This is a genomic window from Massilia yuzhufengensis (assembly GCF_900112225.1).
Classification (GTDB): domain Bacteria; phylum Pseudomonadota; class Gammaproteobacteria; order Burkholderiales; family Burkholderiaceae_D; genus Telluria; species Telluria yuzhufengensis.
In genome coordinates this window covers 93,157-111,072 of record NZ_FOLD01000006.1, presented here as the reverse complement: position 1 = coordinate 111,072, position 17,916 = coordinate 93,157, and the positions used below count along the sequence as shown (strand labels likewise).

Below are 17,916 nucleotides of genomic sequence, written 5' to 3'. Positions count from 1 at the left end.
CCTGCAGCGCGTGCACCGGCATAGCATATATAAGTAGTGTTTAATGACTGACCCACAGATCCAGCCAATGAATTCACAACCTGATCGTTTTGCCCTGCCGTTCATCCGCCGCAGCATGATTGGCGCAGCCGTACTGGCTCTTTGCGCCGGCAATGCACTTGCCGTCAACCCGTTCGTCGTCAAGGACATCCGGGTCGAAGGCATCCAGCGTACGGAAGCGGGCACCGTGTTCAGCTACCTGCCGGTGCGTGTGGGCGAGACCTTCGACGACGACAAGGCCACCACCGCCATCAAGGCCCTGTTCGCGACCGGCTTCTTCAAGGACATCCGCCTGGAAGAAGAAAACGGCGTGCTGGTCGTGCTGGTTGAAGAGCGTCCGGCGATCTCGTCGGTCGACTTCACCGGCACCAAGGAATTTGAAAAGGACATGCTGGTCAAGGCCCTGCGCGAAATCGGCGTGGGCGAGACCAAGATCTTCGACAAGGCCGCGGTCGACCGCGCCGAGCAGGAGCTCAAGCGCCAGTACCTGTCGCACGGCCTGTATGGCGTGAAGATCACCACCACCGTCACCCCGATCGAGCGCAACCGCGTCACGATCATGTTCAACGTCGACGAAGGCGATGTCGCCAAGATCCGCGCGATCAACTTCGTCGGCAACAAGCACTTCACCGACAAACAGCTGACCGAAAGGCTGCAGCTGTCGAAATCGGGCTGGCTGACCTGGTACTCGAAGGCCGACCAGTACTCCAAGCAGAAGCTGACCGGCGACCTGGAAGCGATCAAGTCCCTGTACCTGAACAACGGCTACCTCGAGGCCAACGTCGAATCGACCCAGGTCTCGATCACCCCGGACAAGCGCGACATCTACCTGACCATCAACATCACCGAAGGCGAGCAGTACACCGTCTCGGGCGTGAAGCTCGAAGGCGAGATGTTCGGCCGCGACGAGGAACTCAAGTCGCTGATCCTGCTCCAGCCGGGCAAGATCTACTCGGGCGAACTGATGGAGGCGACCAACAAGCTGATCTCCGACCGCCTCGGCACCTTCGGCTATGCCTTCGCCAACGTGACGGCCGACCCGCAGATCAACCGCGACAAGCGCGAAGCCTCGTTCACCTTCTTCGTCGATCCGGGCAAGCGCGCCTACGTGCGCCACATGAACATCGCCGGCAATACCGTCACCCGCGACGAAGTGATCCGCCGCGAATTCCGCCAGTTCGAGAGCTCGTGGTACGACGCCAACCGCGTCAAGCTCTCGCGCGACCGCGTCGACCGCCTCGGCTACTTCAAGGAAGTCAAGGTCGAGACCCCGGAGTCGCCGGGCACCTCGGACCAGGTCGACGTCAACTTCGTGGTCGAGGAAAAACCGACCGGTAACTTCATGGTCGGCGGCGCGTTCTCGCAGTCGGAGAAGTTCACCTTCACCGCCTCGATCTCGCAGGCCAACTTCGCCGGCAGCGGCAACACCGTCGGCATGGAGCTCAATACCTCCAAGTACAACAAGACGATCGCGTTCTCGCAGACCAATCCGTACTTCACGGACGACGGCATCTCGCGCTCGTTCCAGCTCTACCTGCGCACCATGCGTCCGCCCGCGGTCAACCTGGGCCTGTACACGGTGCGCCAGACCGGCGGCACCATGACCTTCGGCGTGCCGTTCTCGGAATCGGATACCGTGTTCTTCGGCGCCGGCGTGGAACGCACCCAGATCGAAACCGACGCCACCTCGCCGCAGCTGTACCAGACCTTCGTGGCGCAGAACGGCGGCCCGGCCAGCGGTATCGGCCAGGCCAATACCTTCTCGATCCCGCTGACCGCGGCATGGGGCCGCGACACCCGCGACAGCGCGGTGACGCCGACCCGCGGGCGCTACCAGCGCGCCAACCTGGAAATCGACGCCCTGGGCGATTCGAAGTACTACCGCATGGTGTACGAGCACCAGTGGTGGAAACCGGTCACCCGCTGGATGACCCTCGCGCTGCGCGGCGAGTTCGACTACGGCAAGGGCATCGGCGGCAGCTCCTACCCGGTCTTCAAGAACTTCTACGCCGGCGGCATCGGTTCGGTGCGCGGCTACGAAAGCTCGTCGCTGGGCGTGGTCGACCCGTTCTACTACGACGCGGTGGGCGGCTCCAAGCGCATCATCGCCAACGCCGAACTGCAGTTCCCGTTCCCGGGCAGCGGCACCGACCGCAGCCTGCGCTGGTTCACCTTCGTGGACGGCGGCCAGGTGTACCAGGAGAAGGCCAAGATCCGCCTCGACCAGATGCGCTACTCGGCCGGTATCGGCCTGTCGTGGATTTCCCCGGTCGGCCCGCTCAAGTTGAGTTATGCTAAGCCCTTGAACTCGCTGCCGGGCGATAAGCTCGAGCGCTTCCAGTTCCAGATGGGCACCGGTTTCTGACCGGGCCAGGTCGGCCCGGTGTGCGCGTGCTTGAATTCGTATTGCGGAGAATGAACTTGAAAACGCTGATCGCATCAATGCCCCGTACCCTGCTGCTGGCCGCGCTGTGCGCAGCGCCGCTCGCCGCCGGGGTGGCCCACGCCCAGGCGGGCATGGGCCGGATCGGCTTCGTCGCTACCGAACGGCTCATGACCGAGTCCAAAATGGCGAAAACGGCCGATGCCCGCATCCAGGCCGAGTTCTCCAAGCGCCAGAAGATGGTCGAGGAAACCGTCACCAAGCTCAAACAGATGTCGGAGAAGTTCGACAGCGAGGCGGCCGGCCTGAACGACGTCGAGCGCACCCGCCGCGCGCGCGAGCTGCTCAACATGGACAAGGACGTCCAGCGCATGCAGCGCGAGTTCACCGAAGACCTCATGCAGCGCAAGAACGAGGAGCGCGCCGCCATCGCGACGCGCGCCTACAAGATCATCGAGCAGGTCGCCGAGCAGGAAAAGCTCGACGCCGTGCTGGCCGAGGCGGCGTGGTCGAGCCCGCGTATCGACATCACCGACAAGATCCTGAAGCTGCTGGACAAGTAACAGATAAAGAAGTACTTCTATTTTGACTGACACCCGACACACCAACCCCGGCGTTCGACTGGCAGAGCTGGTCGAACGCTTCGGCGGGCAGCTGGTGGGCGACCCGGAACTGGCCGTGACGGCCATCGCGCCGCTCGACAGCGCCGGCGCCACCCACCTCAGCTTCCTCAGCAACAGCAAGCTGCGCGCCCTGGCCGCCCAGAGCGGGGCCGCGGCCCTGATCCTGTCGCCGCTGGACGACCCGACGGTGGCCGCGACCTATGAAGGCGCGCGCATCGTCACCACCAACCCCTACGCCTACTTCGCCCGCGTGGCCCAGTACTTCGCCGCGCTGACCGAGGTCGTGCCGGCGCCCGGCATCCATCCGAGCGCGGTGGTGGCGCCCGGCGCCGTGGTCGACCCGAGCGCCCACGTGGGCCCACATGCGACCATCGAAGCCGGCGCCGTTATCGGCGCGCATGCCGTGATCGACGCCGGCTGCTTCGTCGGCCTCGACGCGCGCATCGGCGAAGGCACGCACCTGTTCGCCAACGTTACCTTCCACGCGCGCTGCAGCATCGGCGCGCGCGGCATCGTCCATTCGGGCGCCGTGATCGGCACCGACGGCTTCGGCTTCGCTGTCGAAGGCGGCAAGTACATCAAGATCCCGCAGACCGGGCGCGTTGTCATCGGCGACGACGTCGACATCGGCGCCAATACCACCATCGACCGGGGCGCCTTGGCCGACACCGTCATCGAAGACGGCGTCAAGCTCGACAACCAGATCCAGATCGGCCACAACTGCCACATCGGCGCGCACACGGCCATGGCCGGCTGCGTCGGCGTGGCCGGCAGCGCGAAGATCGGCAAGCACTGCACCTTCGGCGGCGCCGCCATGGTGCTGGGCCACCTCGAAATCGCGGACAACGTCCACATCTCGTCGGGCAGCATGGTCTCGCGCTCGGTGCTCGAGCCCGGCCAGTACACCGGTTTCTACCCGCTGGCCAAGAACGCCGAGTGGGAACGCAGCGCGGCCATCGTGCGCAACCTGGGCTCGATGCGGGAAAAAATCCGCGCCCTCGAAAAAACAATCAAAACACTGACAGAACAACAATGAGCACTCCAGAATCCAAGACCCCGATCACCCTCGATATCAACGGCATCAAGGAATACCTGCCGCACCGCTATCCGCTGCTGCTGGTGGACCGCGTGCTGGACGTGGAACTGGGCAAGCGCATCACCGCGATCAAGAACGTCACCGCCAACGAAGAATTCTTCAATGGCCACTTCCCGCACAAGCCGGTGATGCCGGGCGTCTTGATGATCGAAGCGATGGCGCAGACCGCCGCGATCCTGTCCTTCATGACCATGGACGTGAAGCCGGACGAGAACTCGGTGGTGTATTTCGTGGGCATCGACAATGCGCGCTTCAAGCGTCCGGTCGAGCCGGGCGACCAGCTGAAAATGGAAGTCGAGATCCTGCGCGTCTCGCGCGGCATCTGGAAGTACAAGGCCGTGGCCACCGTCGACGGCAAGGTCGCGGTCGAGGGTGAGCTGATGTGCACCATCCGCGGGGCCGCCGAGGCCACCATGAAGGGACCGGAAGCAGCGGGACAGTAACATGAGCACGATTCACCGCATCCACCCCACGGCGATCGTCGACCCGCAGGCGGAGCTGGACAGCTCGGTCGAAGTCGGGCCGTACTCGATCATCGGCCCCAACGTGCGCATCGGCGCCGGCACGGTGGTGGGCCCGCACGTGGTCATCGAAGGCCACACGACGATCGGCAAGAACAACAAGTTCTTCCAGTTCGGCTCGATCGGCGCCGCCCCGCAGGACAAGAAATGGCAAGGCGAGCCGACCCGCCTGGAAATCGGCAACGGCAATACCATCCGCGAATTCGTCACCTTCAACCTGGGCACCGCCCAGGACGAGGGCGTGACCCGCCTGGGCGACGACAACTGGATCTCGGCCTACGTGCACCTGGCGCACGACTGCCAGGTGGGCAGCCACACCATCTTCTCGAACAATGCGCAGCTGGCCGGCCACGTGCACGTGGGCGACCATGCGATCCTGTCCGGCTACGCCGGCGTGCACCAGTTCTGCAAGATCGGCGCGCATGCCTTCATCGGCATGTACACCAGCCTGACCCAGGACGTGCCGCCCTTCGTGCTGGTGTCTGGCAACCCGGCCGGCCAGCGCGGCGTGAACATCGAAGGCCTCAAGCGCCGCGGGTTTACGCGCGAGCAGATCGACGGCATCCGTGCCGCCTACAAGCTGCTGTACCGCTCGGGCCTGACGCTGGAAGAAGCCAAGACAGCGCTGCAGGAAGAGGAGGGCCGTTCGCCGGCCGCCGCCGCCGACATCCGCGCGCTGCGCGAATTCCTCGGCCTGGCTACCCGTGGCATCGTCCGCTGAGATGCGCATGAACGACATCTCGCTGGCGATGGTCGCGGGCGAGGTGTCCGGCGACATGCTCGCCGCCCGCCTGATGGCCGGGCTCCATCCTCACCTCCCCAACGCCCGCTTCACCGGCATCGGCGGCCCGCGCATGATCGAGCAGGGCCTGGTGTCCGATGTCGCCATCGAGACGCTCACGGTGCGTGGCCTGTTCGAGATCATCCCGCGCTACCGCGAGATCAAGGGCATCCAGAACCGCCTGCGCGACCGCCTGCTGGCGGAGCAGCCGGCCGCCTTCATCGGCGCCGACTATCCCGGCTTTAACCTCGGCTTGGAAGAGCAGCTGCGCGCGCAGGGCATCCCCACCGTGCACTTCGTCAGCCCGCAGATCTGGGCCTGGCGCGGCGGGCGGATCAAGAAGATCAAGCGCGCGGTGTCGCACATGCTGGTGATCTTTCCCTTCGAGGAAGCGATCTACCGCGCGGCCGGCGTGCCGGTGACGTATATCGGCCACCCGCTGGCCGAGATGATCCCCTTGGTGCCCGACGTGGCGGCCGCGCGCGCGCTGCTGGGCATTGCGCCGGGCGCGCGGGTGGTCACCATCATGCCGGGCAGCCGCATTGGCGAACTGAAATACCTGGCCGAGCCGTTTGTCGCGGCCGCCAAGCTGCTCGCCGCCCGCGACCCGAACCTGGTCTTCATCGCGCCGATGGCGGGCGAGCGCCAGCGCGCCTACTATACCGAGATCGTGGCCAAGGCCGGGCTGGCCGATGTGCCGGTGCGGCTGGTCGATGGCGACTCGCATGCGGCGATCGCCGCCGCCGACGCGGTGCTGGTGGCTTCCGGCACGGCGACCCTGGAAGTGGCGCTGTTCAAGAAGCCGATGGTGATCGCCTACAAGGTCATGCGCGCGTCCTGGGAAATCATGCGCCACATGGGCTACCAGCCCTGGATCGGCCTGCCGAACATCCTGGCGCGCGAATTCGTCGTTCCGGAGTATCTTCAGCATGCGGCCAGCCCGCAAGCGCTGGCCGACGCCTTGTGGCGCCAGCTGGACGACCCGGCAGGGAACGAGGCACTGGCGCGGCGTTTCACCGACATGCACCACAGCCTGCTGCGCAACAGCGCCGAGGCGAGCGCGGAGGCCGTCCTCCGTGTGATAGGACGAAAGCGATGAGCAAGAAGAAAGTGAATTTTTATCCCGGCCTGCCGCCGAGGCTGCGCCCGTTTACCGAGGCCGACATCGTCTGCGGCGTGGACGAAGCCGGCCGCGGCCCGCTGGCCGGCCCGGTGTTCGCCGCCGCCGTCATCCTCGACCCGCGCCGCCCGATCGACGGCCTGCGCGATTCGAAGAAACTGACCGAGGCGCGGCGCGACGAGCTGGCGCCGCTGATCAAGCAGCATGCGCTGGCCTGGGCCATCGCCGAGTGCTCCTGCGAAGAGATCGACACCCTCAATATCCTGCACGCGACCATGCTGGCGATGCGGCGCGCGGTGGAAGCACTGCAAACCATCCCGACCATCGCCCTGATCGACGGCAACCGCTGCCCGCCGATGGATATCCGCGCGCACGCTGTGGTGGAAGGCGACGACAAGTGCCACGCCATCTCGGCCGCATCGATCCTGGCCAAGACCGCGCGCGACGCGCTGCTGGTGCAGCTGCACCAGCAATACCCGCAATACTGCTTCGACCAGCACAAGGGCTACTCGACGGCGCTGCACATGGAGCGCCTGCGCCTGCATGGCCCCTCGCCGGTGCACCGCCGCTCGTTCGCGCCGGTGCGCGAGCTGCTGCAGGCCGACCTGTTCGCGGCATGAAGAGCATCACCTCGCGCGACAACGCGTTCTATAAAGAGCTGAAACAGCTCGCCACCAGCTCGCAGGCGCGCCGCAAGGCCGGGCAAAGCCTGCTGGACGGCGTCCACCTGTGCCAGAGCTGGCTCGACCTGCGCGGTGCGCCGAGCCACTGCGTGGTGTCGGACGGCGCCCTGGGCAATCCGGAAGTGGCCGCCATCATCGCACGCGTAGGCGCGCTGCACGCCCCCGTGACCGCGCTGCCGGACGCCCTGTTCGGCGCCATCAGCCAGGTCGAGAACGGCGTGCACATCGTGTTCGTGGTGGCGTCGCCCACGCCCTCCAAGGCCCCCGCGCTGGTCGAGGCGAGCGTGCTGCTGGACGGCGTGCAGGACCCCGGCAATGTCGGCTCGATACTGCGCAGCGCAGCGGCCAGCGGCATCAAGCAGGTCTATTGCAGCCCCGGCACGGCCTTCTGCTGGTCGCCCAAGGTGCTGCGCGCTGCGATGGGCGCCCACTTCGTGCTCGACATCTTTGAAAACATCGACCTGGCGCCGCTGGTGCGCGCGGCAGACATCCCGGTACTGGCCACCAGCGGCTACGCCAGCGAGCGCCTGTACGCGCTCGACCTGCGCCGCCCGGTGGCCTGGGTACTGGGGCACGAAGGGCAGGGCGTGTCCAGCGAGCTGCTGGACCTGGCTACCCACCGGGTCGCGGTGCCGCACGCCGGCAAGGTCGAATCGCTGAACGTGGCCGCCTGCGCCGCCGTGTGCTTTTTCGAGCAGCTGCGCCAGCTGCAGGCCTGACACGCGGGCATAGACGCGGGATCGGCCTTCGGGTTAATCTGCGTGTGACAGAACGGAGTAGAGATGGACATCGCGCATTTGCATTTCCTGGTGGCGGAAGCCGACGCAGCCCAGCGCAGGACGCTGGTGGAGCTGCTCGGCCAATTGGGCGCGAGCCGGGTCACCGACGTGCCCGACGGCCACCTGGCCCTGCAGCGGCTCGACGCCGGCTTCACCCCCAGGGTGGACGTCGCCATCGTCGACCTGGCGCTGCCGGGCATGGACGGCCTGGAGCTGATCCGCAACCTGGGGCTGCTGGGCGGCGGCGTGCGCCTGGTCGTGACGGGCGCGCAGCCGGCCGGGCTGCTGTTTTCGGTCGAGACCCTGGCCCAGGCCTATGGCGTCGACCTGCTGGGCTCCATCGCCAAGCCGGTGACGGCCGTCAAGCTCAAGCCCCTGCTCGAGAACTACACGCCCCCCGTGCGCCTCGAAGACCGTCCGGCCGGCCCCCGCTTCGGTTTCCAGGAAATCGGCATCGGCCTGCAGAAGCGCCAGTTCGAGCCCTTCTTCCAGCCCAAGATCGAACTGGCCACCGGCCAGGTGAAGGGCCTGGAAGCGTTTGCGCGCTGGCGCCACCCCGAGCACGGCGTGCTGGGCCCGGGCGCGTTCATGGACGCGCTGGAGCAGAACAACCGCGTCGACTTCCTCGACTGGAGCATGATCGAGTTATCAAGCGAGCGCTGCCGCTGGTTCCAGGACCAGGGCTTGCCGATCTCGATCTCGATCAACCTGGCGCCCGAGACGCTGGCGCATCCGGCCTTCGTGCGCCAGATCACCGCCTGCGTCCAGCGCCACCGCATCCTGCCCGAATACCTTACTTTCGAGATGCCCGAATCGTCGGTCCTGAACACCGACCCCGAATTCATCGAACGCCTGGTGCGCCTGCGCATGATGGGCTTCGGCCTGGCCATCGACGACTACGGCACCGGGCGCTCCAACCTGCAGCTATTGGCCCGCATTCCTTTCAGCGAACTGAAGATCGACCGCAGCTTCGTCGACGGCGCCTCCAAGCGCCGCCCGCTGGGAACCGTGCTGCGCTCCTGCCTTGGCCTGGCGCACAGCCTCGACCGGATGTCGGTGGCGGTCGGCGTCGAGACCCGCCAGGACTGGGACTTCCTGCAAAACCTCGGCTGCACCTACGCCCAGGGCTACCACATCGCCAACCCGATGGAAGCGGCCGCCTTCCCGGGCTGGCTGGAAGACTGGCGCCACTTCTTTTAGGCGTATCCGACGGGTAGGGTGGTCGGGTTTTCCCGACCGCGCGTTCGACTCCGCTTCGCAATGTAGCGCCGCACGATTTGTTTGAACGCGCGGTCGGCGGAGCCGACCACCCTACGAAGCTTGCGCGGCAAGCGCCTCTGTGACCGCCTCGCGGTCGAGCGGCCGAAAATAGAAGTAACCCTGCACGAAGTCGCTGCCCATCTCGCGCAGGATGTCGAGTTCGGCCTTGGTTTCGACCCCTTCGGCCACCACGTCCAGGCCGAGCGCGCGCGCCAGCATCACCACCACTTCGGCGATCTGGCGCTTGTCGCCGTGGGCGTCCATGCTGCTCACGAACGAGCGGTCGATCTTCAGGGTGTCGATCGGCAGGCGCCGCAGGTGGCTCAGCGATGAATAGCCGGTGCCGAAGTCGTCCAGGCTCAGGCGCACGCCCAGGGTCTTGAGTTGCCGGAAGATCGCCAGCGCGTGTTCGGGATCGGCCATGACGGCGCTCTCGGTCAGCTCCAGTTTCAGGCTGCTGCCTTCGATGCCGGTGTCCGCCAGCACGCGCGTCACCAGGTCGACCAGCTTGCCGTCATTGAGCTGCACCGCGGAGACGTTGACGCTCATGCTCAGCGGCAGTCCGCTGTCCGCCTGCCACAGGCGCAGCTGGCGGCAGGCCTCGCCCAGCACCCAGCCGCCGATGTCGCCGATCAGGCCCACTTCCTCGGCCACCGGGATGAACTCGACCGGCGAGATCATGCCCAGCACCGGATGGCGCCAGCGCAGCAGCGCTTCGAAGCCGCGGATCAGGCCATCGCGCGGCGAGACGATTGGCTGGTATTGCAGGAACAGCTGCTGGCCCGACATGGCCAGGCGCAGTTCCGCTTCGAGCGTCAGGCGGCGCAGCGCGCCTTCCTGCATGGTCTGGTCGAACAGCATCCAGCGCGCCCGTCCGTTCTGCTTGGCGTGGTACATGGCGATGTCGGCGTCGCGCAGCATGTCCTGCACGTCGCTGTAGCCGCTGGTGCTCAGCGCAATGCCGATGCTGGCGGTGACATACACCTGCTGCTGGCCGACCAGCAGCGGCGTGGCGAGCGTCTGCAGCAGGCGTTCGGCCACCCGGATCGGGGTGGCGGCGCCCTTGATGTTATCGAGCAGGATGGTGAATTCGTCGCCGCCCAGGCGCGACACCACGTAATCCTGGCCGCCGCCGACGTCCCCCCGCGAGACCAGGTCGGTCTGGCGCAGGCAGGCCGTGAGGCGGTTCGCGGTCGCCACGATGACCTGGTCGCCGGCCTGGTGGCCGAGGCCGTCGTTGATCGCCTTGAAGCGGTCCAGGTCGACGAACAGCACTGCGAACTGGTAGTCCGGGATGCGCTGCGAGCGCAGCAGGAAGTGATCCAGGCGGTCCAGGAACAGCTTGCGGTTGCCCAGCGCCGTGAGCGGATCGTGCAGCGCGTCGTGCACCAGGCGCTCCTGGGCGCGGCGCCGTTCGATCACGCGGCCAAGCTGGGTCCCGACCTGTCCCATCAGGCGCTGCAGCGATTCGTCCGGGGTGTGCACTTCGCGGCTGAAGAACTCCAGCACCGCCACCACTTCGTCTCCGATCACGACCGGGAAGGCGAACAGCGAGGACATGCCCAGCTCGGTCATGAGCGGCAGGCGTGGGAACAGGCCGGTATCGGCCGCGCCGACGTTGGCCCAGGCCGGCGCCGCGGTGGCGTGCACCATGGCGGGCAGGCCGACGCCACCGGCAAAGCTCATCGCCTCGGTCATCGTGCGCAGCGCTGCGGCGCTGCCGCCGCTGTCGTCGTGCCAGACCGTGGTGGAATCGAAGGCCGGTTCTTCGCCGGCGCGCACCAGCACCAGGTGGCCGAGCGGCCAGCCGGCGTAGCGGCACACGGCCGCCAGCGCGCGGCGCATGGCGTCTTCGACGTTCGACGCTTCGTTCGCGGCGACCGCGATGCTTTCGAGGAGGGCGATTTCCTGCTGGCGCTGGAACAGGTCGCGCAGCCCGCGTTCGGCGATGGCTTCGGCTTCCTGGCGCGCCGCGACCTCGCGCCGCAGGCGCCGCTGCAGTCGCGCGATCTCGGCTTGCTGGGCGATGTCCGCGTCGGGCGCCGCCGCCGCGTCGGCCATGCTCACGCCTGGAACCGGACGTGGAAGGTGCACTTCCCGGCGCCTTCGTGCATGCACTCGGACTCCCGGATCGACGGCTGCTGGCCGTAGTGTTCGGCCGCGCCCTGCATGAAGCCTTCGGCCAGCGCGCACAGCTTGCGCGCCGAGTTGTAGCCGATGACGAGGGTCTCGCTGTCGGTCGTGTCGAAATCGAACACCGGCGGGGTCGCGCCCGGATACAGCTTGCGCACTTCCGGGTGGATCAGGCTGTTGAGGGTGAGGAGGAAGCTGCGCGCGCCCGTGTGGCTGGAGAAGAACGCGGGATAGCGCGCCACCAGCAGCGGCATCGCGCGCCGCCCGAACCAGCGCAGCACGTCCTGCGGCGGGATCTTGAGCGCTGCCGACGCCACCTCGACCAGCCGGAATACTTCGGCATCGTCGTAGCTGCCCAGCGAGGTGTAGGCGCCGTCCAGGTTGGCGTCGTCGAGCAGGCGGTCCCAGGTCGCTTCGCCGAAGTCCTTGCTGACCGCTTCTTCGAGCAGGTTGAAAACGATGCCTTTCATGCTACCTCTCGTATAAATTTATGCGAAGGAAATTTTACACTGAGATCAGAAATATGTCTTTTGGGAAACAAACATTGCCGGGTCAGTCGCGGCGCGGCAACAACGTTGCAGGCAAGGCGCGCTTCAATACTCGCGCCGGTCGGGCCGGATCTCCTGCAGGATGGTGGTGGAGATTTCCTCGATCGACTTGGTGGTCGAGGACAGCCAGCGGATGCCTTCGCGCCGCATCATCGCTTCGGCCTCGTTGACTTCGTAGCGGCAATTTTCGAGGGCGGCGTACTTGCTGCCGGCGCGGCGCTCGTTCCGGATCTGCGACAGGCGCTCGGGCGTGATGGTCAGGCCGAACAGCTTGGCCTTGAAGGGCGGCAGCGAGGAAGGCAGCCTGCCGCGCTCGAAGTCGTCCGGGATCAAGGGGTAGTTGGCCGCCTTCAGGCCATACTGCATGGCCAGGTACAGGCTGGTCGGGGTCTTGCCGGAACGCGACACGCCCACCAGGATCACGTCGGCCTCGGCCAGGTTCTTGTGCGACTGACCATCGTCATGCGCAAGCGAAAAGTTGATCGCTTCGATCCTGTTCTTGTACTCCTCGGTGTCCACTGCATTATGGATGCGCCCGATGGTGTGGGTGGACTTCACGCCCAGTTCCTGCTCGAGCGGCGAGACGAAGGTCTGGAACAGGTCCATGTGCATGCCCTTGGCGGCCCGGATGATGCTCGACAGGTCGTGCTTGACCAGGGTCGAGAACACGATCGGGCGCTGGCCGTCGCGCACGAAACTGTCGTTGATCCGGCGCGCCGCGTCGTGGGCCTTGTCGATCGAGTCGATGAAGGGCAGGCGGATCTGGCGAAAGCGCATTTCGAACTGGCTCAGCACCGCGTGGCCGAAGGTCTCCGCGGTGATGCCGGTACCGTCCGAGACGAAGAACACGGTGCGGGAGGAGGGGGCGGGCGGGACGCTGGCTTCTAGGGTCATGGTGTCAGGGTGCTGAGTCATCGTGACAAACTTGCAGCGGATTCCTGCTGTCACGGGGTAAAATGTTTGGCAACGGATTTGCATTGTGCTGTACGACGGCCAGAATAACAAGAACACCTCCGTACGCAGCGCAGCCTCAAGGTTTCTATCATCAAGCAAGGGTGTTTTACCATGACTAACCTGTCTGTAGCAGCATTGAAGGAGCCGGATCAAACGGCGCGCACCTATGTCGCGTCGTTCGAAACCCTGCGCATGACCGATGTCGAATCGGTCGGCGGCAAGAACGCCTCGCTGGGCGAAATGATCAGCCAGCTGGCCGGCGCCGGCGTGCGCGTGCCGGGCGGCTTCGCCACCACCGCCGACGCCTTCCGCGACTTCCTCGACCATAGCGAAGGCGGCCCATCGCTGGGCGAGCGTATCGCCACCCGCCTGGAAAACCTCGACATCGACGACGTGCGCTCGCTGGCCGTCGCGGGCGCCGAGATCCGCCAGTGGATCGTCGCCACCCCGTTCCAGCCACGCCTGGAGCAGGAAATCCGCGAATTCTACGAGCGCCTGGTCGCCGGTTCGGAAACCGAAGTCTCGTTCGCCGTGCGCTCGTCGGCCACCGCGGAAGACCTGCCCGACGCCTCGTTCGCGGGCCAGCAGGAATCCTTCCTCAACGTGGTCGGGATCGACAACGTGCTGGAAGCGATGAAGCACGTCTTCGCTTCGCTCTACAACGACCGCGCCATTTCCTACCGCGTTCACAAGGGCTTCACCCACGCCGAAGTCGCGCTGTCGGCCGGCGTGCAGCGCATGGTCCGCTCCGACACCGGCGCGGCCGGCGTGATGTTCACCATCGACACCGAATCGGGCTTCAAGGACGTGGTGTTCGTCACCTCCAGCTATGGCCTGGGCGAGACCGTGGTGCAGGGCGCGGTGAATCCGGACGAGTTCTACGTGCACAAGCCGATGCTCGCGCAGGGCAAGTCGCCGGTCATCCGCCGCAACATCGGCTCCAAGCTCATCAAGATGGAATTCACCGCCGAGGCCAAGGCCGGCCGCTCGGTGAAGACCGTCGACGTGCCGATCGAGATGCGCAACCGCTACTCGCTCACGGATTCCGAAGTGGTGGAACTGGCCAAGTACGCCGTCATCATCGAGAACCACTACGGCCGCCCGATGGACATCGAGTGGGGCAAGGACGGCCGCGACGGCAAGCTCTACATCCTGCAGGCGCGCCCGGAAACCGTGAAGTCGCAGCAGAAAGCCAGCGATTCGCAGCAGCGTTTCAGCCTGAAGGGCTCGGGCACCGTGCTGACCCACGGCCGCGCCATCGGCCAGAAGATCGGCGCCGGTCCCGTGCGCGTCATCACCGACCCGTCCGAGATGGAGCGCGTGCAGCCGGGCGACGTGCTGGTGGCGGACATGACCGACCCGAACTGGGAACCGGTCATGAAGCGCGCCTCGGCGATCGTCACCAACCGCGGCGGGCGCACCTGCCACGCGGCGATCATCGCGCGTGAACTGGGCGTGCCGGCGGTGGTCGGCTGCGGCGACGCGACCGAAGTGCTCAAGGACGGCACCTTTGTCACCGTCTCGTGCGCCGAAGGCGACGAAGGCAAGATCTACGACGGCCTGCTGGAAACCGAGATCACCGAAGTCTCGCGTGGCGAACTGCCGCCGATCCCAACGAAGATCATGCTCAACGTGGGCAACCCGCAGCTGGCCTTCGACTTCCAGTCGGTGCCGAACAATGGCGTTGGCCTGGCGCGCCTCGAGTTCATCATCAACAACAACATCGGCGTGCATCCGAAGGCTATCCTCGAGTACCCGAACATCGATGCGGACCTCAAGAAAGCGGTGGAGTCGGTGGCGCGCGGGCACGCCTCGCCACGCGCCTTCTACGTCGACAAGCTGGCCGAAGGCATCGCCACCATCGCCTCGGCCTTCTGGCCCAAGCCCGTCATCGTGCGGATGTCCGATTTCAAATCGAACGAGTACAAGAAGCTCATCGGCGGTTCGCGCTACGAGCCGGACGAGGAAAATCCGATGCTGGGCTTCCGCGGCGCCGCGCGCTACCTGGCCGAGGACTTCGCCGAAGCCTTCGAGATGGAATGCGCCGCCATGAAGCGCGTGCGTAACGAAATGGGCTTGACCAACGTCGAGATCATGATCCCGTTCGTGCGCACCCTGGGCCAGGCCGAGCAGGTGGTCGAGCTGCTGGCCAAGAATGGCTTGCGCCGCGGCGAGAACGGCCTGCGCCTGATCATGATGTGCGAAGTGCCGTCCAATGCGATCCTGGCCGACCGCTTCCTGGAATTCTTCGACGGTTTCTCGATCGGTTCCAACGACCTGACCCAGCTCACCCTGGGCCTGGACCGCGACTCCGGCATGGAACTGCTGGCCAAGGACTTCGACGAGCGCGACCCGGCCGTCAAGGCGCTGCTGTCGATGGCGATCAAGGCCTGCCGCGCGCAGGGCAAGTACATCGGCATCTGCGGCCAGGGCCCGTCGGACCATCCGGACTTTGCGCAGTGGCTGGTGGGCGAGGGCATCGAGTCGATGTCGCTCAACCCGGACTCGGTGATCGAGACCTGGCAGAAGCTGGCGGGGAAATAAGCGTGCATTATGCGCAGGCGATAATCGACCAGCGGGGAGCTTTTAATCCTGTCTAGACCTGCTACACTGGCATTGATTACTTCCATGCCAGAAGGCACACAATAACCAACGCATCGACATCGCCGAACCCTCGCAGCCTAAGCAGGCCGCGGGGGTTTTTTACTTTTTTAATCCACTACGAGGAGACACACCATGCATGACTGGATGATCTGGCTGGTAGCCGCCGGCGTTCTCGTGATCGCCGAGCTGTTCACCGGCACCTTCTACCTCTTGATGATCGCCATCGGCCTGGGCGCCGGCGCGGCCGCCGCGCAAGCCGGCTCCAGCGGACCGGTGCAGACCCTGATTGCCGCCGTGGTCGGCCTGGTGGCCACCGCTGTGCTGCACCGCAGCCGCTTCGGCCGGCCGGCGCGGCGCATTGCTACCCGCGATAGCAACGTCAACCTCGACATCGGCCAGCGCGTCGCGGTCGACCGCTGGCAGAACGGCCATGCCCGGGTGATGTACCGCGGCGCCCTGTGGGATGTCGAGCTCGGCGCCGGCGCCTTGCCGGAAGCGGGCGACTACCGCATCGTCGAAGTGCTCGGCAGCCGCCTGATCGTGGCTAATTCATAAGATCAACCAATAAATCAGCTTCATTCATAAGGATAACTAATGGAAATTTCCTCCGGCATGGTCGCACTGGTGTTCTTCATCATCGCCCTGGTCTTCATCTTCAAGACGATCAACGTGGTGCCGCAGCAGCACGCGCTGGTGGTCGAACGCCTCGGCAAGTACCACGCCACCCTGGGCCCCGGCCTGAACATCGTGGTGCCCTTCATCGACCGCATCGCCTACAAGCACAGCCTGAAGGAGATTCCGCTCGACGTCCCGCCGCAGGTCTGCATCACACGCGACAACACCCAGCTGCAGGTCGACGGCATTCTGTACTTCCAGGTGACCGACGCCATGCGCGCTTCCTACGGTTCGTCCAACTACATCCAGGCCATCACCCAGCTGGCGCAGACGACGCTGCGTTCGGTCATCGGCAAGATGGAGCTCGACAAGACCTTCGAAGAGCGCGACCACATCAACACCACCATCGTCAACGCGATCGACGAGTCGGCCGCCAACTGGGGCGTGAAGGTGCTGCGCTACGAGATCAAGGACCTGACCCCGCCGGCCGAGATCCTGCACGCGATGCAGCGCCAGATCACGGCCGAACGCGAGAAGCGCGCCCTGATCGCGGCCTCCGAAGGCCGCCGCCAGGAGCAGATCAACATCGCCTCCGGCGAGCGCGAAGCCTCGATCGCCCGCTCGGAAGGCGAACGCCAGGCTTCGATCAACCGCGCCCAGGGCGAAGCCAGCGCCATCGTCGCCCTGGCCGAGGCCAGCGCCACCGCGCTGCGCCAGGTGGGCGCCGCGATCCAGGAGCCGGGCGGACAGGACGCGGTCAACCTGCGCGTGGCCGAGGAATACGTGGACGCCTTCCGCAACCTGGCCAAGACGAATAATTCGCTGATCGTGCCGGCCAATATGGGCGACATGAGCAGCGTCATCGCCAGCGCCCTGCAGATCGTCAAGTCGCAGAAATGAGGGTGGTCGTGATCACCGGCGCCTCGGACGGCATCGGCGCCGAGATCGCCCGCCAGCTGGCGGCGAAGGAGGGCGCCGGCATCGCGCTGGTGCTGGCGGCGCGCAGTGCCGCGCAGCTCGAGGCGGTGGCCGGCGAATGCGCCGCGCTCGGCGCGCAGACCTTGACTGTGCCGACCGACGTGTCGGTGCGGATCCAGTGCCGCCGGCTGATTGTCAGCGCGGTGGAGCGCTTCGGGCACATCGATGTCCTGGTCAACAACGCCGGCCGCTCGGCGCATGCGCTGTTCGAGGACGTCGAAGACCTGGACTGGTACGAGGAGCTGATGCGGGTGAACCTGTGGGGCAGCGTCTGGTGCACGCAGGCGGCGCTGCCCGCATTGAAGGCGTCGCGCGGCAGCATCGTCGCCGTGTCGTCGCTGGCGGGGCTGGTGGGTGTGCCCGGGCGCACGGCCTACAGCGCCAGCAAGTTTGCGATGACCGGGTTTTTCGAGGCGCTGCGGGCGGAAGTCAAGGGCGCGGGGGTGAGTGTGACGACGGCCTATCCTGGGGTTGTTGCGACGCAGATCCGGTATCGCGGGTTCAATGCGCAGGGCGAGCCGATGGGGTCGAGCTCTTTGAAAGAAGAGGGGGCGATGAGCGTCGAGGAGTGTGCGCGGCTGATCATCGAAGGGATGAATGGGCGCAGGCGCGAGGTGGTGATGACGGCCAAGGGGAAGCTCGGGCGCTTCATCAAGCTGCTTGCGCCGGGACTGGTGGAGAAGATGGCGTTGGCGGCGTTGAAGCAGGGTGTGCGGCCGAAGGGGTGAAGGCGCGCGGTAGGGCCGTGCGTGGAAACTTGGGTCCCGGCCTGCGCCGGGACGACGGTTTTGCGGGTGCG

Annotated in this window: 16 protein-coding genes; 13 read left to right on the top strand and 3 right to left on the bottom strand. The window is 65.9% G+C overall.

The features are described 5' to 3' along the window. The first annotated feature begins 67 nt into the window (after positions 1 to 67). The 9 genes from bamA to BM031_RS07545 all read left to right on the top strand — a co-directional run bounded on the left by bamA (position 68) and on the right by BM031_RS07545 (position 9,225). Positions 68 to 2,404 carry an outer membrane protein assembly factor BamA gene (bamA, locus tag BM031_RS07585; protein WP_091873239.1) on the top strand — a complete coding sequence of 779 codons (2,337 nt, stop codon included), beginning with the start codon at positions 68 to 70 and terminating at the stop codon, positions 2,402 to 2,404. Between the two features lie 50 nt (positions 2,405 to 2,454). Next, positions 2,455 to 2,985, top strand: coding sequence for an OmpH/Skp family outer membrane protein (locus BM031_RS07580; RefSeq protein WP_370660042.1), 531 nt, complete (start codon positions 2,455 to 2,457; stop codon positions 2,983 to 2,985). A 22-nt stretch (positions 2,986 to 3,007) separates the two neighbouring features. Continuing rightward, the gene (gene lpxD / locus BM031_RS07575; RefSeq protein ID WP_267873308.1) at positions 3,008 to 4,081 is read left to right on the top strand and encodes a UDP-3-O-(3-hydroxymyristoyl)glucosamine N-acyltransferase; all 1,074 of its coding nucleotides are present in this window, start codon (positions 3,008 to 3,010) and stop codon (positions 4,079 to 4,081) included. After that, positions 4,078 to 4,584 carry a 3-hydroxyacyl-ACP dehydratase FabZ gene (gene fabZ / locus BM031_RS07570; protein ID WP_091873233.1) on the top strand — a complete coding sequence of 169 codons (507 nt, stop codon included), beginning with the start codon at positions 4,078 to 4,080 and terminating at the stop codon, positions 4,582 to 4,584. The genes lpxD and fabZ overlap by 4 nt, the downstream gene beginning before the upstream one ends. 10 nt (positions 4,585 to 4,594) lie before the next feature. Then, a complete protein-coding gene (gene lpxA / locus BM031_RS07565; RefSeq protein ID WP_091873458.1) occupies positions 4,595 to 5,383 on the top strand; it encodes an acyl-ACP--UDP-N-acetylglucosamine O-acyltransferase in 789 nt (262 codons plus the stop codon). Positions 5,384 to 5,390: 7 nt separating this feature from the next. Further along, positions 5,391 to 6,542: a lipid-A-disaccharide synthase gene (lpxB, locus tag BM031_RS07560; protein WP_229408697.1), complete on the top strand. Its 1,152-nt coding sequence runs from the start codon at positions 5,391 to 5,393 to the stop codon at positions 6,540 to 6,542. After that, on the top strand, positions 6,539 to 7,183 hold the full coding sequence (gene rnhB / locus BM031_RS07555) for a ribonuclease HII (RefSeq protein ID WP_091873228.1): 645 nt from the start codon (positions 6,539 to 6,541) through the stop codon (positions 7,181 to 7,183). Before lpxB ends, rnhB begins: the two co-directional genes overlap by 4 nt. After that, positions 7,180 to 7,965, top strand: coding sequence for a TrmH family RNA methyltransferase (locus BM031_RS07550; protein ID WP_091873226.1), 786 nt, complete (start codon positions 7,180 to 7,182; stop codon positions 7,963 to 7,965). Before rnhB ends, BM031_RS07550 begins: the two co-directional genes overlap by 4 nt. A gap of 63 nt (positions 7,966 to 8,028) precedes the next feature. After that, complete coding sequence (locus tag BM031_RS07545; RefSeq protein WP_091873224.1) at positions 8,029 to 9,225, top strand: EAL domain-containing response regulator; 1,197 nt, start codon at positions 8,029 to 8,031, stop codon at positions 9,223 to 9,225. Positions 9,226 to 9,336: 111 nt separating this feature from the next. On the opposite strand, the gene BM031_RS07540 is transcribed toward BM031_RS07545, so the two are convergent. The 3 genes from BM031_RS07540 to ppsR all read right to left on the bottom strand — a co-directional run bounded on the left by BM031_RS07540 (position 9,337) and on the right by ppsR (position 12,860). After that, positions 9,337 to 11,379, bottom strand: coding sequence for a putative bifunctional diguanylate cyclase/phosphodiesterase (locus BM031_RS07540; RefSeq protein WP_143084526.1), 2,043 nt, complete (start codon positions 11,377 to 11,379; stop codon positions 9,337 to 9,339). Continuing rightward, positions 11,349 to 11,888 carry a heme NO-binding domain-containing protein gene (locus tag BM031_RS07535; protein ID WP_091873219.1) on the bottom strand — a complete coding sequence of 180 codons (540 nt, stop codon included), beginning with the start codon at positions 11,886 to 11,888 and terminating at the stop codon, positions 11,349 to 11,351. The genes BM031_RS07540 and BM031_RS07535 overlap by 31 nt, the downstream gene beginning before the upstream one ends. Positions 11,889 to 12,011: 123 nt before the next feature. Continuing rightward, complete coding sequence (ppsR, locus tag BM031_RS07530) at positions 12,012 to 12,860, bottom strand: posphoenolpyruvate synthetase regulatory kinase/phosphorylase PpsR (protein ID WP_177207680.1); 849 nt, start codon at positions 12,858 to 12,860, stop codon at positions 12,012 to 12,014. 171 nt (positions 12,861 to 13,031) lie between these two features. Between ppsR and ppsA the strand changes: the two genes are divergently transcribed. From ppsA to BM031_RS07510, 4 genes are all read left to right on the top strand, one after another. Then, complete coding sequence (gene ppsA / locus BM031_RS07525; protein ID WP_091873214.1) at positions 13,032 to 15,464, top strand: phosphoenolpyruvate synthase; 2,433 nt, start codon at positions 13,032 to 13,034, stop codon at positions 15,462 to 15,464. Positions 15,465 to 15,656: 192 nt separating this feature from the next. After that, positions 15,657 to 16,079 carry an NfeD family protein gene (locus tag BM031_RS07520; RefSeq protein ID WP_091873211.1) on the top strand — a complete coding sequence of 141 codons (423 nt, stop codon included), beginning with the start codon at positions 15,657 to 15,659 and terminating at the stop codon, positions 16,077 to 16,079. Positions 16,080 to 16,118: 39 nt separating this feature from the next. Then, a complete protein-coding gene (locus tag BM031_RS07515; RefSeq protein ID WP_091873209.1) occupies positions 16,119 to 17,039 on the top strand; it encodes an SPFH domain-containing protein in 921 nt (306 codons plus the stop codon). Then, on the top strand, positions 17,036 to 17,845 hold the full coding sequence (locus BM031_RS07510; RefSeq protein WP_091873206.1) for an SDR family oxidoreductase: 810 nt from the start codon (positions 17,036 to 17,038) through the stop codon (positions 17,843 to 17,845). Before BM031_RS07515 ends, BM031_RS07510 begins: the two co-directional genes overlap by 4 nt. Positions 17,846 to 17,916 lie beyond the last annotated feature (71 nt).

Bases quoted from the DNA above. Each gene is read 5' to 3' on its own strand.
- BM031_RS07510 (WP_091873206.1), top strand. From the start codon at position 17,036: ATGAGGGTGGTCGTGATCACCGGCGCCTCGGACGGCATCGGCGCCGAG.
- BM031_RS07515 (WP_091873209.1), top strand. From the start codon at position 16,119: ATGGAAATTTCCTCCGGCATGGTCGCACTGGTGTTCTTCATCATCGCC.
- lpxB (WP_229408697.1), top strand. From the start codon at position 5,391: ATGAACGACATCTCGCTGGCGATGGTCGCGGGCGAGGTGTCCGGCGAC.
- rnhB (WP_091873228.1), top strand. From the start codon at position 6,539: ATGAGCAAGAAGAAAGTGAATTTTTATCCCGGCCTGCCGCCGAGGCTG.
- BM031_RS07535 (WP_091873219.1), bottom strand. From the start codon at position 11,888: ATGAAAGGCATCGTTTTCAACCTGCTCGAAGAAGCGGTCAGCAAGGAC.
- BM031_RS07545 (WP_091873224.1), top strand. From the start codon at position 8,029: ATGGACATCGCGCATTTGCATTTCCTGGTGGCGGAAGCCGACGCAGCC.
- BM031_RS07520 (WP_091873211.1), top strand. From the start codon at position 15,657: ATGCATGACTGGATGATCTGGCTGGTAGCCGCCGGCGTTCTCGTGATC.
- BM031_RS07550 (WP_091873226.1), top strand. From the start codon at position 7,180: ATGAAGAGCATCACCTCGCGCGACAACGCGTTCTATAAAGAGCTGAAA.
- bamA (WP_091873239.1), top strand. From the start codon at position 68: ATGAATTCACAACCTGATCGTTTTGCCCTGCCGTTCATCCGCCGCAGC.
- ppsR (WP_177207680.1), bottom strand. From the start codon at position 12,860: ATGACCCTAGAAGCCAGCGTCCCGCCCGCCCCCTCCTCCCGCACCGTG.
- ppsA (WP_091873214.1), top strand. From the start codon at position 13,032: ATGACTAACCTGTCTGTAGCAGCATTGAAGGAGCCGGATCAAACGGCG.
- fabZ (WP_091873233.1), top strand. From the start codon at position 4,078: ATGAGCACTCCAGAATCCAAGACCCCGATCACCCTCGATATCAACGGC.
- BM031_RS07580 (WP_370660042.1), top strand. From the start codon at position 2,455: ATGAACTTGAAAACGCTGATCGCATCAATGCCCCGTACCCTGCTGCTG.